18 protein-coding genes are annotated in these 21,938 nt (G+C 38.7%); 5 read left to right on the forward strand and 13 right to left on the reverse strand.

What is annotated here, in order from left to right; all coding sequences use genetic code 11:
• The first annotated feature begins 60 nt into the window (after window positions 1-60).
• The gene (locus KI375_RS12395; RefSeq protein ID WP_374706842.1) at window positions 61-852 is read left to right on the forward strand and encodes an arylamine N-acetyltransferase family protein; all 792 of its coding nucleotides are present in this window, start codon (window positions 61-63) and stop codon (window positions 850-852) included.
• Between the two features lie 116 nt (window positions 853-968).
• Window positions 969-1,469 (forward strand): DUF6147 family protein, encoded by a 501-nt coding sequence (locus KI375_RS12400; RefSeq protein ID WP_212973814.1) that lies wholly within the window; start codon window positions 969-971, stop codon window positions 1,467-1,469.
• Window positions 1,470-1,622: 153 nt separating this feature from the next.
• On the opposite strand, the gene KI375_RS12405 is transcribed toward KI375_RS12400, so the two are convergent.
• On the reverse strand, window positions 1,623-2,408 hold the full coding sequence (locus tag KI375_RS12405) for a DUF4367 domain-containing protein (RefSeq protein WP_212973815.1): 786 nt from the start codon (window positions 2,406-2,408) through the stop codon (window positions 1,623-1,625).
• Window positions 2,401-2,979 (reverse strand): RNA polymerase sigma factor, encoded by a 579-nt coding sequence (locus tag KI375_RS12410; protein ID WP_212973816.1) that lies wholly within the window; start codon window positions 2,977-2,979, stop codon window positions 2,401-2,403. The genes KI375_RS12405 and KI375_RS12410 overlap by 8 nt, the downstream gene beginning before the upstream one ends.
• A 243-nt stretch (window positions 2,980-3,222) precedes the next feature.
• Here KI375_RS12410 and KI375_RS12415 point away from each other — a divergent pair, with 243 nt between their 5' ends.
• Window positions 3,223-4,404, forward strand: coding sequence for an Rpn family recombination-promoting nuclease/putative transposase (locus KI375_RS12415; RefSeq protein WP_244852598.1), 1,182 nt, complete (start codon window positions 3,223-3,225; stop codon window positions 4,402-4,404).
• 301 nt (window positions 4,405-4,705) lie between these two features.
• On the opposite strand, the gene KI375_RS12420 is transcribed toward KI375_RS12415, so the two are convergent.
• From KI375_RS12420 to KI375_RS12455, 8 genes are all read right to left on the reverse strand, one after another.
• Window positions 4,706-5,518 carry an alpha/beta hydrolase gene (locus KI375_RS12420; RefSeq protein WP_212973817.1) on the reverse strand — a complete coding sequence of 271 codons (813 nt, stop codon included), beginning with the start codon at window positions 5,516-5,518 and terminating at the stop codon, window positions 4,706-4,708.
• A gap of 24 nt (window positions 5,519-5,542) precedes the next feature.
• The gene (gene pgmB, locus KI375_RS12425) at window positions 5,543-6,190 is read right to left on the reverse strand and encodes a beta-phosphoglucomutase (protein WP_212973818.1); all 648 of its coding nucleotides are present in this window, start codon (window positions 6,188-6,190) and stop codon (window positions 5,543-5,545) included.
• Window positions 6,191-8,476 (reverse strand): glycoside hydrolase family 65 protein, encoded by a 2,286-nt coding sequence (locus KI375_RS12430; RefSeq protein WP_212973819.1) that lies wholly within the window; start codon window positions 8,474-8,476, stop codon window positions 6,191-6,193.
• 25 nt (window positions 8,477-8,501) lie between these two features.
• Window positions 8,502-9,302, reverse strand: a complete 801-nt coding sequence (locus KI375_RS12435; protein WP_212973820.1) for an inositol monophosphatase family protein — start codon at window positions 9,300-9,302, stop codon at window positions 8,502-8,504.
• A gap of 16 nt (window positions 9,303-9,318) precedes the next feature.
• On the reverse strand, window positions 9,319-10,155 hold the full coding sequence (locus KI375_RS12440) for a carbohydrate ABC transporter permease (RefSeq protein ID WP_212973821.1): 837 nt from the start codon (window positions 10,153-10,155) through the stop codon (window positions 9,319-9,321).
• A gap of 1 nt (window position 10,156) precedes the next feature.
• Window positions 10,157-11,020 carry a carbohydrate ABC transporter permease gene (locus tag KI375_RS12445; protein WP_212973969.1) on the reverse strand — a complete coding sequence of 288 codons (864 nt, stop codon included), beginning with the start codon at window positions 11,018-11,020 and terminating at the stop codon, window positions 10,157-10,159.
• Window positions 11,021-11,169: 149 nt separating this feature from the next.
• Window positions 11,170-12,414, reverse strand: coding sequence for an ABC transporter substrate-binding protein (locus tag KI375_RS12450; protein WP_212973822.1), 1,245 nt, complete (start codon window positions 12,412-12,414; stop codon window positions 11,170-11,172).
• A gap of 286 nt (window positions 12,415-12,700) precedes the next feature.
• Complete coding sequence (locus KI375_RS12455) at window positions 12,701-13,663, reverse strand: LacI family DNA-binding transcriptional regulator (RefSeq protein WP_212973823.1); 963 nt, start codon at window positions 13,661-13,663, stop codon at window positions 12,701-12,703.
• Window positions 13,664-13,843: 180 nt separating this feature from the next.
• On the opposite strand from KI375_RS12455, the gene KI375_RS12460 reads away from it, so the two are divergent.
• Window positions 13,844-14,740: a M15 family metallopeptidase gene (locus tag KI375_RS12460; protein WP_212973824.1), complete on the forward strand. Its 897-nt coding sequence runs from the start codon at window positions 13,844-13,846 to the stop codon at window positions 14,738-14,740.
• Window positions 14,741-14,998: 258 nt separating this feature from the next.
• Here KI375_RS12460 and KI375_RS12465 read toward each other — a convergent pair whose 3' ends face one another.
• Entirely contained in the window at window positions 14,999-15,421 is a 423-nt protein-coding gene (locus KI375_RS12465) for a YugN family protein (RefSeq protein WP_212973825.1), read from the reverse strand.
• Window positions 15,422-15,496: 75 nt separating this feature from the next.
• Complete coding sequence (locus tag KI375_RS12470; RefSeq protein WP_212973826.1) at window positions 15,497-20,707, reverse strand: ATP-binding sensor histidine kinase; 5,211 nt, start codon at window positions 20,705-20,707, stop codon at window positions 15,497-15,499.
• 160 nt (window positions 20,708-20,867) lie between these two features.
• On the opposite strand from KI375_RS12470, the gene KI375_RS12475 reads away from it, so the two are divergent.
• The gene (locus KI375_RS12475; RefSeq protein WP_212973827.1) at window positions 20,868-21,029 is read left to right on the forward strand and encodes an anti-repressor SinI family protein; all 162 of its coding nucleotides are present in this window, start codon (window positions 20,868-20,870) and stop codon (window positions 21,027-21,029) included.
• 70 nt (window positions 21,030-21,099) lie between these two features.
• Here KI375_RS12475 and KI375_RS12480 read toward each other — a convergent pair whose 3' ends face one another.
• Window positions 21,100-21,801, reverse strand: coding sequence for a response regulator transcription factor (locus KI375_RS12480; RefSeq protein ID WP_212973828.1), 702 nt, complete (start codon window positions 21,799-21,801; stop codon window positions 21,100-21,102).
• Window positions 21,802-21,938: the final 137 nt, after the last annotated feature.

Genomic DNA, 21,938 nt, shown 5'->3' on the forward strand with positions numbered 1-21,938 from the left:
CTTTTCTGAAAGCATTCACTACAATAAGTGTAAGCTTAAAAAAGGGAAAGGGGTATGAGGATGCAAGAAAATTTAAATGTAAAGACTTATTTAGAACGGATTGGGTATAAAGGGACATTGGATACCAGTGCTCAAACTCTAGCCAAGCTGCAAGAAAATCATCTACATACAGTCCCATATGAAAATTTAGATATCTTACAAAAGATCTCGTTATCATTAAACATTGCCGATTTGTATAAAAAAATCGTGATCCAACGCAGGGGTGGCTATTGTTTCGAGCTTAATGCCTTATTTAGCTGGCTATTACATGAACTTGGATTTTCTGTGACCGATTACTTCGCTCGTTTTTGGCGAGATGAGCCAAATTTACCTCCAAAGCGCCGTCATCATGTTTTAAAAGTAAAGGCAGAGGGGAAATTCTATTTATGTGATGTCGGTGTTGGGGGCATTGTCCCAAGAAGGCCAATCGAAATGGTGGAAGGGTTGATACAGACCCAGGGAGATGAAGTATATAAACTTGAAAAAGTTCCGGAGTTTGGCTGGATGCTGTATGAGAAAAAGAAAGAGCAGTGGCGAGAGATCTTTTCTTTCACGGAAGAGCCGCAGCTGGCAAAGGATTATATTATGGCCTCCTTTTGGTGTGAACATGCGCCTGATTCCATTTTCACTAAAGAAGCCATGCTAGCGATCCGTACCAAAGCAGGCCGAAACTCTGTATCAGGTAAAGAGTTTCGTATTTTTACAGATGATCAAGTGCACGCTTTTACTCCAGCTTCCTATGAAGAATACAAACAAGCATTGCAAACATATTTTGGGATTGTTTTACCAGATGAAGTCGATTATTATTTCTAAATACTGGTTTCCCCTAGGGTCTTTCGAACTATTTTTCAAAAACTTTCATAAAAGTCGTAACCTTTCCTCTACTTATTCGTTAGTTATAATGAATATATAGGAGAGGATGAAGTAAAATGAGGAAGAGTAGGTTCTTAATATCACTGTTTTCCGCTGTTCTCATGCTAGTCTTTATGTCCAGTCCCACTTTCGCTGCTGAAAATGAGGATGCTTCTATGATTCCAACAACAGGGGAGCCTTCGACTAATCCAAATTACGGAGAAGGAAGTATCGAAAACTCTTCGATTCGGCTCCTTGCCAATCAATATTTAGCCGGTGGCAAAAGTACCATTAGTGGATCAGGTACAACTGTCACAGTCAGCGCCAATACAACAGCCCGTACATCTGTTGATGTCATTGGTGTAAGAATTACTTTGCAAAAATGGGACGCGCAAAAAGGGGCCTGGGTTAACCTATCTAATTTAGGGGAGTACAAGTCAAAAGGCACTATTGTCTCAGGACAGCAAAAAGTGACCGTAGCAAAAGGAAGGTATCGAGCCTCATGCTTCCATTGGGTACAGAAAGGGAGCAAAGTGGAAAGTGCCACTAGTATTTCAACCTATATTGAAGTGAAATAATCAGCTAGACTCTCTATAAAAGATAAAAAAAGAACTAGTGATAGAGAATTCTCTAATACTAGTTCTTTTTCGGATAATTAGAGCTGGGCACAGAAAAACCCCCTGCTGATCTCAGCTAATTCTCCAAGATTAGAGAGGGAGACATTTCTTTCCTTAGTCCATCGATTCCGCAATTTCTATAATCTCCTGTTTTGACAAATTTCCGCTTATGGAATAATACATTTGGTCGTCTTTTACCCAAAATAATTCACTGAAATCATCTTGGACAGTTACGAGCTGGCCTTGTTGTCCATTCACAATGATATTCTCAATTTGGGCGTCTTCATTGTCAAATACCGCTCCCATCCCAAAGGCCTCGCCAATTTCTTGTTGATTGATTAAAAAGCCCTTCTCATCAACGCCTTCATAATGCAAGTAAATTTCTTGACTTAATTCATTCTCTCCCTTCATAACAGTCACATTTTCTAAATGATAGGCTTTCGGTATATAGGTGGGCACCGCAATTGGAAATGCGGTTTCCTGCTGTGCTTCTTGCAAACTCATTTGGACAGATTCAATCTCCGATTCCACCACCACGGAACCCTCTTCTGATTCTCCTGTTTGAGGAGGGTCACCAAATCCTGTATCCTCCCCCACTTTCAAAAATAAATGAGCCATTTTTCCTTGAGCCTCTTGGAAAAATTGGGTTAACATTGGGGAGGCTAAACCTTGAGAGGTCGAAAATAGAGTAATGGAGGCAAGAATAACAAGAATGGATGCGGCATACATCCACACCTTCTTAAAGCTTCTCGGCTGACGCACAGGATGTTTCTTTCGGGCCTCTTCTAGCTTCTTCCATGCCTCTCCCGAAGAATACGTGGGAGTTGGCGTCCGTTCCATCTCTTCATTAATCACTTCTTTGATCAGTTGGTCCAGAGAATCACCTTTTTCTTTACTCAAAATGACCACCATCCCTAAACTCATCATGATTTTGCAATTCTTTTTTCAACTTCTTCTTCGCACGATGAAGGCGAGATTTCACCGCGCTTTGGCTAATATTCAACAATGCTGCGATTTCCTCCTCCTTTAAGTCGTACTCAAACTTCAGCAGCAGCACTTCTTTATAAGCTGGAGGTCTTAGAACAGAAATGCATCGTTTAATCAATTGTTTGAGCATCCGTCTTTCCACTTTTCCCTCTACAGGAGATCCAGAATGATTTTCATTGGAATTTCTATCTAATATATAGACGTCATCTGTGAGATAATCGTTTCGCTTTTTTTCTTTTCTTATATGATCAATCGCCGTTCGTGTAGCAATCGTCACTAGCCACGCTTTTATTTTCGTATCTCTTTTTAAGCTATGGAAATTTCGAAATGCCTTTATAAAAGCCTCTTGAGTAAGATCCTCAGCGAGGTACTGATCATGGATAATAAAATAAACAGCCTTATAAACCTCTTGATAATACGTTTCAAAAATATATTTTTCATAATCTGCCTGTGTGATCGGCTGTTGATTATTCTCTCTCAGCAACATTGTCCCTCCCTTGCCAACACAAACGCTTCATAAAACTATCTATGTAAATATTACCATAATTAGGGGAAGAGGAATGGCTAAACGATTAATCGTTGTATCAATTTACTAACTTTTAAGGCTAGATAAGGAAATTTAAGATAAAAGCAATAGGAACCCTTGTTCCATACATAAATTTCTGATATTATATAATTAGATTTTTCTACTCAGTCAGTCCTCATCAAATATAAAGGACGTGTCCTTATGGCAGACCCAGCCTTAAGCTATGAACAATCTACTTATCCCCCCACATTTATTCAACTGCGAGAAAAGCCCAATGATTATGCAAAAGAAAACCCACAAACAAGATTTCTCAAAAAAATATCACTCAAGAAACTCATGGATTTAAAAGTCGATTTTGCTTTTAAGCAACTTTTTGGCAACGAAAAAAATAAGGAGATCACGGTTGTCTTTTTGAACTCGATTCTACAAAAAACAGGCAGGGGTATAATCAAAGATATCCTATTTACGAATACGGAAGCGGGTGGTGAATATGTCGATGATAAGCAGTCGAGACTAGATTTATTAGTTGTGACAGATATAGATGAACAGATACATGTTGAAATCCAATTCACAAATAAATATGATATGATCAAACGTTCTATCTATTACTGGGCCGGTGCATACCGAAATCCTCTTGAAAAAGGGATGGATTATCATGTTTTACAACCCGTCATCACGATCAATATCCTGAATTTCGATCTCTTTGAGCAGACAGATCATTTTCATACTTCGTTCCATTTATACGAGGATGAAAAACGATTCAAGTTAACGAATGTAATGGAATTCCACTTCATTGAAATGACAAAGCTCATAAAGGATTGGCAAGGTGATAAGCTCGACCCTTGGAATGATGTGCTAGCTAGGTGGCTACTGATGCTGGGGATGGTCGATCGCAGGCAGAACAAGGTTTATAATAAAATCTATAAGGAATTGGAGGAGATCGCGATGAAGGATGAGCTTCTATACTCGGCTTTCGAAAGCTGGACGGCATTAAGCCTCAACCAAAAGCAGCGACTAGCTTATGAATCGCGTTTAAAGCGGGTAATGGATGAGGAAGCCTTCAAAAGCAGTATGGAATCATTACAACGGAAGGTTGAACAAGGGCAGCAAAAGTTGGAACTAGGACAACAAGAGCTAGAACAAGGACAACAAGAGCTAGAACAAGGACAACAAGAGCTGGAACTAGGACAACAAGAGCTGGAACAAGAGAAGCAAGAGCTGGAACTAGGACAGCAAGAGTTGGAGCAAGAGCGAAGGGAATTAGAGCAAAGAAAGCAAGCCATGGCCCGACGCCTTTTGGAGAAAGGGTTAGATATAGCATTTGTTGTTGAATCTACTGGTCTATCTATGGAAAGGGTCATGGAGATCCAACACAATATTTAGAATTGAAAGAACCAGCCAAAGTGTTATTAGTAAACTTTAACTGGTTCTTTCTCTACTTATGCGACTTTTTAGAATGTGAAACGGTCGGAATTGCTAGTGACAATAAGTTGTCACCAACGAAAAAAGAATGAATCTCTCTCTTTGTTTTTATCGATGAATGAACTCTAAAAAAAAACGCCAAAAACGGCGCCACACCTGCGGAATAGCATCAAGACCACCACAGCGAAGCGAGGAGACTGAAATAATGCCTGTTGCAAGGGAGCCTTTTTGGCGATTTTTGAGAAAGTTCCTTCTTCCATCCCTATTTTAAATTCCGAATCCACACCCCTGCCATGTCGATCCAATTTTGGCATTCTTCTTGGATACCAAAATTGTTCTGAACACTCATACTCTCTTCATTCGCCAGGGAAAGCCCATGTCCCCCACGAGGATAAATATGTAACTCGAAGGGAATGCTATGCTTTCTTAAAGCAACAGCAAAGAGCATCGAGTTTTCCACCGGGACACCAGCATCCTCAAATGTATGCCATAGGAATGTAGGCGGTGTTTCAGCATTTACCTGCTTTTCCAAGGAAAGCTTCTCTCGTAATTCTTCATGCTGATCTCCTAGTAAAGCGTCGAATGAGCCTTGATGAGCATGAGCCCCCGATGTGATGACAGGATAACTCAAAATAAGTCCGTTTGGTTTGTAGAGTTGCTTGTCGACTTGTACGCTTTTAGCTAAAAATTCTTTCTCCCAGAAGACACCGAGACTTGCGGCTAAATGCCCACCGGCTGAAAAGCCAGAAACAATTACTTTTTGAGGGTCAATATTCCACTCTTGCGCTCTTGTTCTCACATGGGCTACTGCTGTAGCCAGTTCAGTTAAGGCTGTTGGGAAGATAGCTGGTTGAACACTATACCTTAAAATAAAGACATGAAAACCCATCGCATTCAGCCGAATCGCCACTGGCTCTGCCTCACGGTCAGAAGTCTTAACATACCCGCCACCTGGACAAATGATGACAGCCGGCCTTTTTCGGTTTTGATCAATTTCTGGTGAGTTATCCAACACATACGTGTAAAGCTTTGCCTCTGATTGCTCAGTCTGTATTCGAATCACTTCATGGATCAATGCACAACACCTCTACTCTTTTTCCTAAAAGTATACCTCGACCGGGAATTTTTTTAAAGTTGAATAAACAACATCTGCTTGAGGGAGATCCTGTCCTTGGCCCACTCCGAGCGCAAGCATTCCAACCGCTTTAGCTGCTTCTAACCCAGCCTGTGAGTCTTCAAACACCACACATTGTTCGTAAGGCACGTTTAGTTGATCTGCCCCTATTGTAAATACTTCTGGATCTGGCTTTGCCTTGGAGACAGCATTTCCATCAACAATCACATCGAAGAAAGAGGTAATTCCGACATTCTCTAAAATCATGCTTGCATTCTTACTTGCAGAACCTAAAGCAATTTTTATCCCTTTTGCTTTTAATGTCTCCAATAAAGCGAGGGAACCTTCCAGCAGTTCTGATTCATCTAGCTTAGAAATAAACTCTACATAGCGGTTATTTTTCTCCTCTGCTAAACTTTCTTTCTCCGCTTGCGTGAAACGCTCTGTCATTTGGCCAACCTCTAATAAAATATCTAGCGAGGCCATCCTCGACACACCTTTGAGCCGCTCATTATCCTGAAGGGTGAAGGAAAAGCCAAGTCGGTCAGCAAGTTCCTTCCACGCTAAATAATGATATTTTGCAGTATCGACTAAGACACCATCCAAATCAAAAATCGCACATGTATGCTTCATTTATTTCCCCTCCAGCGACAGGCTCAATTGCTCTTTTAGCTGATAAGCTTGTCCATATACATGAATCGTTTTTTCACTTCCGCTTACAAGTGTGAACTGACAGGACCCCGAGTCGACCTTTACCTTGATTACACTGTCTTCATAATGAACTTTAAATTCATAACCTGTCCATTTCTCAGGCAAAAACGGAGCAAAGTGATAGCCTGTTTCCTTAATGCGTAAGCCTGCAAATCCATAGACAATCGCCATATAGTTTCCGCCCATATTCGCCGTATGAATACCGTCCTTGGTATTTTTATGCGTATTAAACAGATCAAGCTTCGCCGATTCTCCGAAGTAATCGTATGCTTTCTCATATTCCTTTAATTTAGCCGCCATAATACTAAAAATACACGTCGATAAAGAAGAATCATGTGTCGTAATCTTTTCATAATAATGAAAGGAGTTTTCAATCGTACGTAAGCTTTGCGCATCCTCGACAATAAAATGAGCCAATACCGTATCAGCTTGTTTACACACCTGATGACGATAGAGATGTAAAGGATGATAATGGAGTAATAATGGGAAATGATCTTTCGGCGTGTGTTCCAAATCCCAAACTCGCTTGCTTAAGAACGAATCATCTTGCGGATTAATACCCAACTCTGAATCATATGGTAAATACATCTGCTCTGCTGCTTTTGAGAATTCCTCTATTTCTTTCGGTAATAGTCGAATCTTTTCATATACAGCTGTCTGACCATTTGTTTGCAGTAGCTTGTAAAACTTCACGGCCCATTGTAAATGGTATTGTGCTAAAGCATTGGTATAGTAATTATTATTAACAACACAAGTATATTCATCAGGACCTGTCACATCATGAATCATAAATCGGCCTTGATAAAAGTGACCAGCATCAAGCCATAATCGAGCTGTTTCAAAGATCATTTCTGCTCCATATTTTGCGATAAAGTCGAGATCCTTGGTTACTAGATAGTAATTGATTACTGAATAAGCGATATCCCCATTAATATGGTATTGTGCGGATCCTGAAGGATAATATCCCGAGCATTCCTTCCCAGAGATTGTTCTCCAAGGATATAAAGCACCTTTGGTATGCCCCATAATCCGAGCATGCTCCCTGGCAGAATCTAAAATATTATAGCGATACTGAATTAAGCTTTTCGCCATTTCCGGTTGTGTCAGCAAAAAGAACGGTTGAATATACATTTCCGTATCCCAGAAATAATGGCCTTCATAGCCCTCACCACTCAGACCTTTAGCAGCAATATTGCTATACTGGTCTTTTCCAGCTGATTGCAGCAACTGATAGAGATTATAATACATAGCCATGCTTAATTCTTCATCACCGTCAATATCCACACTTGCATATTCCCAGTAGTTCGCTAGGAACTGTTCTTGCTTTTGGTACCACGTTTCAATGGCTCCCGCAGCTGCCTCTTCCATTACTAGTAAAGCATGGGCATATGGATTTTCTTCACGAATCGAATCGGAAAAAACAGTATATTTTCTTAAAGAAACTGTCTCCCCCGCTTCAATCGATGTTTTCAACTCACAGTCAATCGACTCACCATAATTGTGATAGTCGATTTCCCCTTTCTTTGACAAGCGATGCTGAACCGCTGTGACAACTTGTAAGGCAGATGCCGATGTTCGAGATTGAATCAGGGAAACACCGTCCCTCTCTTCCACTTTCTCTACATGAATATGGCGAAAGCTCTCTCCCGCTACCCGTGGATCATCTGGATTGAAATAGTTTTGGACATTCCCAATATGCGAGGAAAGAAATTGGAGATCCCCTGTGAAATTCTTAGCTGTGACATCATATTGGATCGTAAATAGAGGTAGCAAAACAAAGGATGCCATCCTTGTTACAACGATTTCGACTTCGTGACCTTTGGGAGAACGCCAAAGAATCGTTCTTCTTGTTATCCCCTTTCCCATATCCAATGTTCGTGAACTCTCGAGTACTTCTCCTTCGAACATACTAAAAAGCTCTTGGTCAATCCTTAGCTTTATCCCCTGAGTATCAACCACATTCACCATTGTCTGCTTTTCCTCGACAAACCCATAAAGTTTTTCTGCCTGCTTCATCGCAGCCAAATCATAAAAACCGTTGATATAACTTCCCCGGATTGACTGAAATGATTCGGGATAACCTTCTTCAAAATTAGAACGGACACCTAAGTATCCGTTCGCATTGTGAAATAAAGTTTCATTCACTAATAATCCATCGTTTTCTAGACTAAAATCTGAGATTTCATACACTAGCTTCTTGTTATTCATGTCATACATACCCTTCAAAAATTATTTACTCTGTCTCTAGATACTCCTGCATAAGTTGCTTATGAAAAGTTGGATTGCCTGCACAAATAGATGTTTTCTCAAATAGATTAATTGGTTTATTCTCAATCGTAGTAGCTGTAACGCCCAGCTCTCCCAATAAAACTATGCCTGCGGCAAAATCCCATGGAGATAACCGTAAACTGATAAAACCATTTAGCTTTCCACTCGCAACTGCCGCCATTTCTAAAGCAGCTGATCCGATCACCCTTGTTCCTCTAAGATCTTGAATTAATGAATGAAACTTTCGATAATCATATTGGTCATTTGGTACAAGCCAACTGCTATCAATCCCTAAAAGAGAATGCTTTACTGTAGTCTCTCCTACCTTCTCGAGTCTTTCCTCATTTTTGAATGCACCATGCTCATGTAAGGCGTGGTAGCACTCTTCCCTAATGGGATCATAGATAATGCCTACTCGCGGATGACCCTTTTCATATACGGCTACTGAAATAGCAAAGTTCTCCCTTTGATGGACAAAGCTTGTCGTTCCATCAATAGGATCAATTAACCAAACGATCTCTTCCGTTGGATTGAAGGAAGTATCTTCTCCCATCCCTTCCTCTCCAATGATATAGTGACTTGGATATCGTTCTTTAATTTTATGAATAAAAAACTCTTCAATTTCGCGATCCTTCTCCGTTACCAAATCGGCTTCAGAAGTCTTGTACTCCACATGTAACTGCTCGTTCAGACTTTCTTTAATATTTTTGCCAGCTTCCTTCGTCCAAGATATCGCCGTCTTATAGATTTCTGTAAACTTTTCCATATACCCCACTTCTTTCTTATTTAATTGCTCCTTCACCAATCCCTTTGATAATGTGTTTTTGTGAAAATGCATAGAAGATAACAACTGGAATAATCGTCATGGTTAAGCCTGCCATCGCTAAATTCCATTGAATCGTAAATTCACCAAAGAAATAGAAGGTTGTTAACGGAATCGTTCGCAACGCCTTATCAGAGAGTGCCAAGGATGGTAAGAGGTAATCATTCCAAATGCTGATGACATTCAAAATCATGACAGTTACAGTAATTGGTTTAAGCATTGGAAAGACAATTCGCCAAAACACACCAAATTTTGAACAACCATCAATCGTTGCTGCTTCTTCTAAAGAAACCGGAATCGATTTAATAAAACCATGGTAAAGGAAAACAGACAAACTGGCATGGAAACCAATATTCATGTAAATCAACCCACCATGGGTATTCAACATTGGGATATGAAGTGTATCGCGAATGATCCCCATGAATTCCATTAAAGGCATCATTAATGTTTGGAAAGGGATAAGCATAGTTGCCACAAAAGTCATAAAAATAACCTTACTCAGTTTATTGTCTGTTCTTACTAACATCCAAGCTGTCATGGACGCCAAAATAACAATGATAATAATGGAAACAATCGTCACAAACAATGAATTTTTCAGCGCAAGTAGAAAATTCATCTTTTCCATTGCTGTTTGGTAGTACTGAAAACTAAATTGGGAAGGAAATGCAAGTGCATTACTATAAAGCTCTTCCCGATTTTTAAATGAATTGACAAGCATTATATAAACAGGCGATAAAAAAGCAAGTGCAACTAAAACAAGCAAGATTTCCAATACTATTTTCCCTGTCTTCTTCATTTTACATTTGCACCTCTTTCTTCTTCGTCATATAAACCTGTGTTAATGTAATGGCCGCTACAACAACAAAGAATACAATTGCCTTTGCTTGTCCATATCCATAATGACTGTATCCGAAGATTTCATTGAATATATTCATCGCAAATAATTCCGTGGAGTTTACCGGTCCTCCATTCGTTAAAGATAAATTTACATCATAAATCTTGAACGCATTAGCGAGAGTGAGAAACAATGCAATTGTAAAAGACGGCATTAGTAATGGGAAAATGATCTTCGTTAGTCTTTGCCAAAAATTAGCTCCATCGACACGGGCCGCCTCTATTAACTCGTTCGGAATTCCCTGAATACCTGCAAGATAAATAATCATCGTATAACCAGCCATTTGCCATGTAAAAACAGCCACCAGTGCATAAAGAGCATAATTTGAATCTAAGAGCCAATTGAAGAAAATACCTGTTATTCCAGTTGATTCTCCCATTGTTCTAAAAACATCTGTGAAAATAAATTGCCAAATATAACCGAGGATTAAGCCGCCAATCAAATTAGGCATAAATAGCAACGTCCTTGCTGCTTTCGATGTCCGCAGCTTCGTAGTCACCAATAAAGCAAAAGTAACCCCTAAGACATTGACAGAAATAAGTGCTAATACCGTAAATTTAATTGTTTTCCACGCGGAACTAAGAAAACGAGGATCATCAAATAATTGCACAAAGTTTCCGAATCCCACAAAGGTTTTCGGATTAGAAGGGATACCATCCCAATCAAAAAATGAATAATAAATCCCAATCAAAAACGGAATAATGACAACCGTAGCAAAAATTAATAGTAGTGGAACAGTGAACAATGCAAACCAGACTCTGTCCATCTTTTTCTTATTCAAGTCAATCCCTTCTTTCCTAATAATCAAAAAAGTGAAAGGCCCGTCGCCTTAATGTATTTTTCACGAGCGATAACATACATTTCACGAAGGGCCTTTTTTGTTTACGAATTATTCAATTTGCCTTTAACAAGCTCCTATTTCACACCATTTGCCCATGCAGCATCTAGTTTTTCAAGGAATTGCTGACCTGTCATATCCTTTGATAAGAAAAATTCCTGTGTTACCGGTGTAAGATCATTGACCACCACATTTGCTGGAAAATAACTATGTGCCCAAGTAATGGTTTCCCCACTATTGGAAGCTTCAAGCACAATTTGGGATAATGGATCAAGATCTTTTGCTTCAATATTTGTCATTGCTGGAATAAAGCCAAATTCTTCGACAATATATCGTTGTCCTGTCTCACTTGTAAACATCCAGTTCAAGAAATCACTGGCTGCTTTAATTTCTTCTTCATCTTTTTGATTATTAATTGCCCAGTTATTTCCTACCCCAACAGCAATTTTGTCATTTCCTTCAAGCGGAAAAGGCATCATTCCGAGTTCAAAATCTAAATCATAATCCTCGAACATTCCATATGCCCAGTTTCCTTGATGAATCATCGCTGATTTACCAGTAGCAAAATCACCAATCTCACCATCATAAGTCACTTCGACAGGATTCTTTGCATTCGCTTTTATGGCCTCCATAAATTTGGCAAAATCCTGAAATTCCTTTGTATCCGCCATTTTCACCTCACCCTTATTTAATTCTTCAATATAGGCAAGTGGATCATCTTGTAAAGCAAATGGCGTATTTAAAATATGGCCAATAAGGAAATAAGCTTCTTGAGAAAGCCCAAAACCATTGATGTCCTGATCCTTAAACTTTTCCAATGCGCTTACAAAAGAATCATAATCTGTCACATCTTTAGGGTCAACCATATCTTTGTTATATATGATTCCGTATCCCTCTACCCCATATGGAATACCAACAATTTTGTCATCTATTTTCAGTTCCATATCCGGCGCAATATACTGCACATAATCTTCATTGCTCAAATCATAAAGATAAGATTTAAGCTTTTCAGCTTTATCTGGACTTACACTGAAAATGGACGGGCCTTGATTACTCGTTAGTTTCGTTTGTAGTTGCTGCATATATTGGTCACCAGCAGCACCTAACACTTCCACCTTCACACCTGTTTCCTCTGTATATTCCTTTGCGAGTGCTTCCAATTGATCGACGATTTCAACCTTACTATTAAAGATAGTAATAGTTGGGCCAGAAGATTTTCCTTTTCCACCTTCACCACCTGTTGAGCCACACCCTGCCAAAGCAACTGCAGCAACGATCAATATAGCCATTAAAAAAGTAAATGTTTTGTTTACCTTTCTCACACCTTCATCCCCTTATAAAATAATAAGTAAAACGTTATACTAGTATTGTAGCGTTTTCACCACGAAAGTCAATAAATTTATCCATGTTTTATTAAAAATTTTATCCTTTTATTTATCCTCCCTTATATATTAAATAAAATTTACTTTTTTATTCATAAAAAAGAACGAATAATCATATTCGCTCTACTATCTCTTTATTTATCCCTAATGAATGAGCAGTAAACCTCCATTTAAGACTTTGAAGGGAACAAGTGGAGATGAAAAAACATTGAATAGGAGTTCCACTTTATTTGACACTCCCTCGCCAATTTATTTTTGCAGTAATTTTAAAGTCCTCTTTATTGGCTGTCCCGTGAATCATTTCTACTAATTCCTTGGCAGCAATATATCCACTTTCGTAACGCGGAATCGTGACTGTGGTCAAATCAAAATTCTCCGCATTGCTGCTATCATCAAAGCCAGTAATTGATATATCTTTAGGAATATCATAATGATTTTCCCTGAGTGCCTTTATCGCCCCAATGGCCATATTATCGTTTGCGCACATGAGAATTTCCGGCAATTGATTACTAAGAATTAAAATATTGGTTGCACGGTAGCCGCTTTGTTCTGAGAAATCTCCGTGATAATAATTTGTTCTTTGAAAGGTGATATTATTCTTAGCTAACGTATCCGTAAATGCTTGATATCTTTCCTGATGATCCAGAGAGGTTTCCATCCCACCAAGATATCCGAAATGGCGGAATCCCTTATCGATCAGAACTTGAGTCAATTCGGACATCACACTATAATTCTCTGTAATCACGCTCTTAATGTTTTCGCTTTCAAGCATTCTATCCATGACGACGATGGGAAATTGGCTATTTGCTGTTGATGCAAGAAAGGAATCAGCCATCTTTTTATCCAAGACAATGGCACCTCTTGTGAAGTTACCACGCATAAAGTTTTTACTTGAATTCGTCGTACAAACGATTAGATCAAAATCGTTTTCACTTAAATAATCATGGATTCCTTTAATGATCTTCAAGTAAAAACTTCGTTCAAAATCGCTAAAGTTAAACACAATCGTATTCGTTTGACCAGTTTTTAAACTTTTTCCCATAATATTCGGCTGATATCCCATTTCCTCACAGAGTCTTAGAATACGGTCTTTCGTTTCCTTGCCAACATTCTTTCTCCCGTTCAAAACATTCGACACAGTGGAAACAGACACATTTGCCGCTCTTGCTATATCTTTTAAGCCAACCAATTTCGTCCCCCCATAACCCCAAATCTAAAAGGTCTTTTACTAAGTAAACCATATTTCCCTGAGTTTGTAAATTTTACTTATTACTAGTAAATTTTTTACCAGAACCATTACGATTAAACATAAAAGGGATTGGTAATTGACACAAAAAACAGTTAGAATAGAATATTGGGAGGAACATATATGAAATCACTTCGAATCTTATTATCTATTACTTTTATTTCCTTTTTAACCGGAGGCATTCTGACAGGATGTGACGGATTTTTAAAGGAAGAAAAACCTGTTGTTGAAGAAAAGCCTGCGCCTAGTTCAAATCAAGACAAACAAAACAACCCTGATAAGGACAAAAATCCACCTCCAGCAGAAAAGGATCAAACTTCCGATCAGGATAAAAAGGATCAACGCAAGGATAAAGAAAAGGATAATCCTTATGCAAATGCGGCTAAGGTGGACCCAACCACTTATCATGATGAAGCGATCCAAGTTGTGGCTGAGCCTAAGGAAATCGCCATTCTCGTTAACAAACAATACAAATTACCTGATAATTATGAGCCTGATGATTTAGTCTATCCAGATGTCCCTTTTGTTTTTTCGGAGAAAATTGAAAAGCGAAAAATGCGCAAGGAGGCAGCCAAGGCATTAGAAAAAATGTTTGCGGGCGCTGAAAAAGATGAGATTTACTTAGCTGGTGCTTCAGGGTATCGCTCACAAGAAACACAAATGACGGTTTATAATAATTATGTAAACGCAGATGGGAAAGAGGAAGCAGATCGTTATAGTGCTAGGCCCGGGCATAGTGAACACCAAACGGGATTAGCAATTGATCTCTCGGGTATATCTGCAGAGTGCGTGATCGAGGATTGCTTTGCAGATACAGCGGAAGCCAAATGGATAGCGGATCATGCTCATGAATATGGATTTATTATTCGCTATCCAAAGGATAAAGAAAACTTGACTGGATATATGTATGAACCATGGCATATTCGCTATATTGGAAAAGACTTGGCGAAGGAAATCGTTGAGCAAGACATCACACTAGAAGAGTATTATAATGTCGCCATCCCAGTGAGTGAAGGATAATAAATGCCAGCAGATAGATCTTTGAGCGACTTTTTCTACATAAAAGGGGCTGTCCAATAAGTATTCAGCAACAAAAAAGGAAGAGAGAAATGAAATATCCCTCCTTCTTTTTCAAACGCTAAGAAAATCTCCAAAAACGGCGACACGCCTGCGGGAATAGCATCAGCTGAAGACCCCACGAAGCGAGGAGGCTGAAGCGATGCCCGCGGCAAGGGAGCCTTTTTGGAGATTTTCGACTTTGGGGACAGCCCCTTTCCGTCAAGATGAAATCGGGTGAATTCCATTTAAGATTTCGTTAATGGCAGCTTCCCCTACTTCTTCCCATTTCTGTGGGCGCTGTATATCTCCATCTCGATCAAGTGGTTCTTGAAACTGATTTATCCCCGTTGTCGTAAGTAAAGAGCTCTCATCTCGATCTAAGCCAATATTCACAACATGTTTGATTACATAGGGTTTATCAAATTGAATACGAGCGCGATACTCATCAAGCATCCCATCTACAACATGGAAAGGAATCCGCATATAGATGGTTTCTCCACCTTCTCGCCATAATATTGAATCAAAATGCCCCTTATCATAATCCCAATTTCCCCCAAGGCAATAGCCTAAAGGGCAAAGATGTTCCATCATCTCACCGAATTTTGCTGTTTTCCCTTCAATTTCTGTGTCCAGTACAATCATCCATCCTCACTCCAGGCTCCATTTTTGTATATTTTTAACTACACTTGAAAAAAATATACTTGGTCCTTTAGAGGATTACGCGAAATCCAATAACTCATGCTCTTGCAAAACATACACAGGTAGATGAAAGGTAAAGCAAGTTCCTACGTTTACTTCACTCGCTACTTCCATTTCACCTTTATGGTAACGAATGATTTCTTTGCATATCGCAAGACCTAAACCATTCCCATTAGCTGATCTGGTATAAAAGCGATCAAATATATACGGAAGTTCATCCTCAGGAATACCACGCCCTGTATCCCTCAACATGAAGGAAATTCTGCGCAGATCCCTATCATAAACTAGCTCAAAGGATATCTTACCAGCTTTCGTAAATACGACGGCATTTGCAACAAGGTTTTGGAGAACTTGTTCCAACTTCCTCTCATTTACTTCAACTAGAGGGTATTCTTCTTGGAGTGGGTCTTGAATTTTTGCTTCAAATTGAAGTCCTGCCTCTCGAATTTCTCCCTCCATCTGCTTTTTAAGATAAGCAAATAGTTGATCTACTGGAATATATTCCATTTCAAATGAAATCTCTCCTGACTCCATTTTGGCCAATTCAAATAAATCCTGAATCATCTGATTTAACGTTACAATGTGATGATGACTTCTTTTCAGCACCTCTTCGTGATCAAGCGGATCAATAGTTCTATCTAATATCCCTTCTATATATCCTTGAATAGAAGTGATAGGGGATCTTAAATCATGAGAAATATCAGAGAGAAAACGACGACGAATCTGCCCGGCCTTTTCTAATTTATCATTTGCCTTCTCAAGATGATTGTGTGCTGTTTCTAGAAGAGCTGTCCTTTCCCGTACCTTTTTCTCCAAACTTCCATATAGAGCAGCATTTTCAAGCGAAACAGCTGCTTGGGAAGCAAGAACGTTCAAAATTTCGATTCTATCTTTTGAAAAGGCTCCGGCTAATGTATTATTTTCAAGATATAAAATCCCCGTCAGATTCCCTAAATGTAAAATAGGGAAGCATAGAACAGATATAGGGGTATGTGCTTTCATATAGGGGTCCTGTCCAAATCTCTCCTCTTTTCTCGCATCATATAAAACAATGGGTTCAAGGCTTTTCTCCACATAATTAAAAATCGCCCGTGGGTAATCTTCTTGCAAATTGCCATCTACAATAACAACCTCTCCATCAGCTTTCCCTTTGGCAACAAGCTGCAAATGATCATCCCTTTTCAAAAACAGTAATCCTTGTTGTGCCCCACTGTTTATAAAGACAATCTTTATTAGCTTTGCCAATAATTTTTCCATCACCATTTCTCCCGATAGTGTTCTTGCCGCCTGCAAAATCGTTGTCATATCAAGATATGAAGTGGTTGACTGATTGACGTCGAATAGCTCTTCATGATGTTCACTGAACCGTTCATAATAGGTTTCCCTTAGTTTTCCAGCTTTTCTAGGTGCTCCCCACTTTTCAAATGCTTTGATGGCAGCCGATAAATACAGTTTGGAAAAACGCTGGTAGCTACATTCCCAGTAATGATTCTCTGCACATTCACAAGCAATCGCCTCATCCTGATTAAACCCATTTTTTTGTGCCAAGTTGACCGCTTGTTCAAAATAATGTCCTGCTTGACTCACTTTTCCTTTCAACTGCAATTCCCTTGCTTTTATCAGCAAATATTTATGCTCATAATTTTCTGGAGCATATGTTTTCCACCGGTGAAATAAACCAATAATGGTTTTGATTCTCCTTTTTATCTGAAGCCTTTTCCGTCGATTGGAAGTAGGATACATTCTAGCTAACCATAGAGCTTCATAAAAGTAATATTCCGGGGCAATCACTAAAGTGAGCGAACGATCCACTAATTTATTCAATTTATCCATTAAACGCTCAGCAGCGGGCTGATCATCCAGCAAATAGGACATTTGCAAACGCATTGTGTAATGAACAACTTCTGCCGATTCATCCTCAATAAATTGATTTTGGTACCAATCAGGTCGATGTGTATGCCCATTTAAATAGGCAATCCAATCATTCATTTCATTTAAATAGCCTTTAGATAAATCATATTGAATTTGGTTAGAAAATTGTAATTGTTGTTCAATGGTTTCTGCCGTTTCAAGCAGGTCATGTCCTTTTAAAAAATTGGACATACAAATAAACGAGCTATTAGCTCCAGCCAAATGGAAATTCCCTGATTCAATACAATATTGCTGCGATTTTACTAATGATTGTTCACTATTAATGAGGGGATGTTTCCAATGATTGATAAAACTAGCGAATACAAAATACACTCTCCCTAATAAATGAGCATTACCGCTTTCCTTCGCATGATGTAAGGCAAGCCTGCCAAATTCATAGCTTGCTTGAAAATTTTGAAAGCCCGCACTTAGAATTAATGCATAATTATTATAGACAAGCATAGCTAAATCGGTTGTTCCATGTCTTAGAATGAAGTTAAAGGCCTTTAACATTAATAATGTCGCTAAATTTTGGTTGATATGAAAAGCAGGGGCGTTCATATTAATAAATGTTTGGACAATCAACCTATGTTCTTCATTCGTCATTTTCGGTAATTGTTTTAATTCCTCCGCTTTTCTATTTCTTAACATTAGTTTAGACTGAATATACTCTTTTGCGACCGCCAATTTACCTGGCTTATCGTTTAAATGCCATCCAAATAGTTTCAGAGCTGTTAATCCTGAAGCAACTGCTTCTTCCACACGATGCTGGTGAGTATACAGGGTGATTTTCAAGTTATAAATTTTAAGTTTTTCTTCCCTTGTTTGTACAAGATCGATCGCTTGATTAAACCTGGACTCAGCCTCTTCAAACTGGTTATTGGCATAGGCTAATTCGCCAAGACCGAGGATGACGTTTGAAAAGATAGAATCCGCGGGTTTTCCCTCTGCTCTATTTAATAATTCATAAGCCTGTTGATAAAAAGAATGCGCAGCTTTAAAAGCCGCTCCCTTTTTGGCCTTTTCTCCTGCCAGCGTGTTCCATTCAGCTAATCGTACTATCTCTTCTTTTTCTAGGTGATGATGACAAGCATTTAAATGATTCACGATATCAAATATATGTTCCTCAAATGTATTCTCTTGTTGATAATAGGACACAAGCAATCTTCCAATTGTCATATGGCTTTTCTCTCGATCTGCCAAGGTCATAGTAGAATAAACAGCTTGTTGAACTTTATCGTGTAAAAACTTATATAAAAGGGGAAGCTTTTCTTCCCCATCTTTCACTTGGGTTGAATAAGTCCATTTATATCTTGGGTCTAGTGGCAAAATTAGACCTTCATTGATTGCACGCATAAGCTGTCTGGCAATGTTGGATTTTTCTTCATGAAAAATTGCACTTAAAATATGAAGGGCAAATTGATTACCAATACAGGAAGCCACTGCTAAAATTTCTTGTGTTTCTAAAGGAAGGCGGTAAAATCGCTCCATAATATAATTAGCCATATCATCTTGAATAGGTAGTTTTGTTAATTGATCGAAATCGATAATCCACCTCATTTTATCTTCAGCAAAAACTAATAACTGATGATCATAAAAGGACTGAAACAATTGTTGAGCAAAAAAGGGATTTCCTTTTGTAATTCTTTGTATAAACATCGCCAATTGATGTGCTTGTTCATCTGTACAAAGAAAAAGATATTGGATCCATTCACACATCGCGGCCATTTCTAATGGTTCTAACTCAATCGTACGAATTTGCACCTCTTTTGCTGCTAGCTCATCTGTTGTTACCTTAAAGGGGTGCATGGAATCTACCTCGTTAGGACGGTATGCTCCCATCACCAAAAGACATTGTTCTTTATTATGAAGCAAAATATAATGTAATAAATCCAATGTCGCTTGATCTGCCCATTGTAGATCATCCATAAATAAAACAAGTGGATGCTCCTTCGTTGCAAAGACTCGAATCAACTGATAAAAGGCAAACAGAATTTGATTGTGAACTTCTATAGCTGACCTTGAATCTGGCTTTGGCTGCTGCCCAACAAGCCATTGAATCTCAGGTAATAAGGAGGCGATAATCGGTAAATGTGAACGAAGTTCCCCTAAAAGGCATTCCTTCCATATGACTGTTTTCGCTTCCCCTTCTGATAAAACTTGTTTCATTAAATCCTTAAATGCTGCGATAAGAGGAGCGTATGGCGTTTGTCGATTTAATAAATCGAACTTTCCAGAAATAAAATAACCCTTATTGCGCACAAGTGGTTCCCGCACTTCATTCACTAATGCTGTTTTGCCCACACCCGAAATTCCCGCAATTAGAACAAAGGCACTCTTCCCTTGGCAACAATCTTGAAAGCTGTCCATAAGAGCCCTTTTTTCTGCTTCTCTTCCAAATAATCTTTCTCCTAAGTCAAATTGTTGAGGAGAGTCCTTTTGAGCTAAGGTAAAGTAGTTTTTAGAATCCATTGTTTTGGAATAAAGCCGACTCAATTCCAAAAGGTCTTCTCTTAGTCCATACGCACTTTGGTAACGGGATTCAGGTAACTTTTCTAATAATTTCATCACCATTTCGGAGAGAAATTCAGGGATTTCCGCGTTGACTTCATTTGGCGGGATAGGATTTTTAGCAATATGTGCATAAATAAGCTCAAGTGAGTCCTGTCCAACAAACGGTACACGTCCTGTTAGCATCTCATAAAAAACAACGCCCAACGAATATAAATCAGAACGATGATCAAGAAAGCGATTAATTCTCCCCGTTTGCTCAGGTGAAATATAAGCAATTTCTTTTCCTAATAAGCTAGGGTTGATATGCGCACGATAACTTTCACGTTTTATAGCAACAGCATGTTGAAAACCTGTTAACTTCACATCACCTTGCTTCGAACCAATTAAGATATTTCCAGGATGAATCGCCTTATGAATAATCTGACCATTATGCAACTCATTTATGACCGTGACTAACTTAATCGCTATCTTAAAGAAACGATCCATGTTCATATCTGTTCTTTGCAAAAGCTTTTCTAACGAGGAAAACGGGAAAAACTCTGTAATCAGCAAGGGTTGTCTGCCGTGTCTTTGAAGAGAAATAGGCTTTAAAATCCCTTTAAGCGGATGGCTCGTCTTGATATGATATTCATGAACCGCCATCTGAAAACCCTCAGGATATATTTGTTTTCCGACCATTTTTTTTATCAAAAAAGCCTTTTTCGAATGATGTTCAATCGCCTTAACAAAATGCCAGGATTCATTGATCTCCATGGTTTCGATCATATCATAGCCTGGTAAGTAAAAAGGATCGTTTTGATTCAACCTTGCACACCCCGCTTTCTTAATACTAAGAAATCTAGATTGTTAGCCCGATTTAATTTCCTAGTCTTGACGGAAAAACTTTAACAAATCTTTAAACAATTTTAAATACAGTTTAGAAAAGCTCGTGTATTGTATACATATAATACGAGGGAGTGATTGTATGAGAACGAGCGCGAACAAGGTAACCTGTCATTCTTATCCTTCCAAAAAACCATTAGATAAAGAATGGGTGGAATTAATGCTTATGGCCAAAAAATCAGGGATCACGATCGAACAAATTAGAGCCTATATGGCTCATGAAAAAGAACATACTTTGAAATGAAAAGCATTGCTAAGTAGCTCAGTAACGAATTAGGCATTTTAGCTTTCACAACACCTTTCCTTTATAAGGTTTAGGGTCCATTAAATCTATAGCCAATTCCTCTTACAGTCAGAATGTACACTGGATTTACAGGATCAGCTTCAATTTTCTTACGGATATTACTAATATGAACCATAACGGTTCTATGATCGCCAAAGCTATTCTTCTCCCAGACTAGTTCAAAGATTTCCTCAGGTGTATATACTCTGTTAGGATTCGTGGCTAAAAGACTTAAAATCTTGTATTCCTTTGCTGATAAATGAACAACTAGGTTGTTTCTTTTCACCGTATAGCGCTCTGGATCAATCAACAAGCCAGGATAATAAAGTTTTTGCTTTCTTAAATCCGTTTTTGAATCATTTATCTGCTGACTACGGCGCAAATGGGCCTTAATTTTGGCAATGAAAACAGGGGGACTAATCGGTTTCGTAACAAAATCGTCTCCTCCAATACTAAGGCCTACTATTTTATCAATATCATCCTCCCTTGCACTTAAAAATAAAATGGGAACATCACTCTTCTGTCTAATTATTCTGCATACTTCAAACCCATCCATACCTGGCATCGTAACATCCAGTATTAAAATGTCGGGCTCCTCCTCTTTCGTAAGGGCTATGGCGATTTCACCATTTTTAGCTTCTAAAACATCATAGCCATTCTTCACCAAATACATATGAAGCATTCTGCGAATATCATCGTCATCATCTACAATAAGCACCTTTGGTTGAAGCAACTATTCCACCCCCTTAAACTTATTGCTTAAAACACCATTTAGTTCTTCATTGAATATAGAGATGTAAATATTTGTAAGCCCTTCCAATAAATTCCACTTTACGTCGAATCACATGAGCTTTATTTTAGTTAGAAATT

Origin of the sequence: Bacillus sp. J14TS2 (assembly GCF_018333015.1) — a bacterium.
Classification (GTDB): domain Bacteria; phylum Bacillota; class Bacilli; order Bacillales; family Bacillaceae_C; genus Lederbergia.

Bases quoted from the DNA above. Each gene is read 5' to 3' on its own strand.
- KI375_RS12395 (WP_374706842.1), top strand. From the start codon at position 61: ATGCAAGAAAATTTAAATGTAAAGACTTATTTAGAACGGATTGGGTAT.
- KI375_RS12400 (WP_212973814.1), top strand. From the start codon at position 969: ATGAGGAAGAGTAGGTTCTTAATATCACTGTTTTCCGCTGTTCTCATG.
- KI375_RS12415 (WP_244852598.1), top strand. From the start codon at position 3,223: ATGGCAGACCCAGCCTTAAGCTATGAACAATCTACTTATCCCCCCACA.
- pgmB (WP_212973818.1), bottom strand. From the start codon at position 6,190: ATGAAGCATACATGTGCGATTTTTGATTTGGATGGTGTCTTAGTCGAT.
- KI375_RS12430 (WP_212973819.1), bottom strand. From the start codon at position 8,476: ATGAATAACAAGAAGCTAGTGTATGAAATCTCAGATTTTAGTCTAGAA.
- KI375_RS12435 (WP_212973820.1), bottom strand. From the start codon at position 9,302: ATGGAAAAGTTTACAGAAATCTATAAGACGGCGATATCTTGGACGAAG.
- KI375_RS12440 (WP_212973821.1), bottom strand. From the start codon at position 10,155: ATGAAGAAGACAGGGAAAATAGTATTGGAAATCTTGCTTGTTTTAGTT.
- KI375_RS12445 (WP_212973969.1), bottom strand. From the start codon at position 11,020: ATGGACAGAGTCTGGTTTGCATTGTTCACTGTTCCACTACTATTAATT.
- KI375_RS12460 (WP_212973824.1), top strand. From the start codon at position 13,844: ATGAAATCACTTCGAATCTTATTATCTATTACTTTTATTTCCTTTTTA.
- KI375_RS12465 (WP_212973825.1), bottom strand. From the start codon at position 15,421: ATGATTGTACTGGACACAGAAATTGAAGGGAAAACAGCAAAATTCGGT.
- KI375_RS12475 (WP_212973827.1), top strand. From the start codon at position 20,868: ATGAGAACGAGCGCGAACAAGGTAACCTGTCATTCTTATCCTTCCAAA.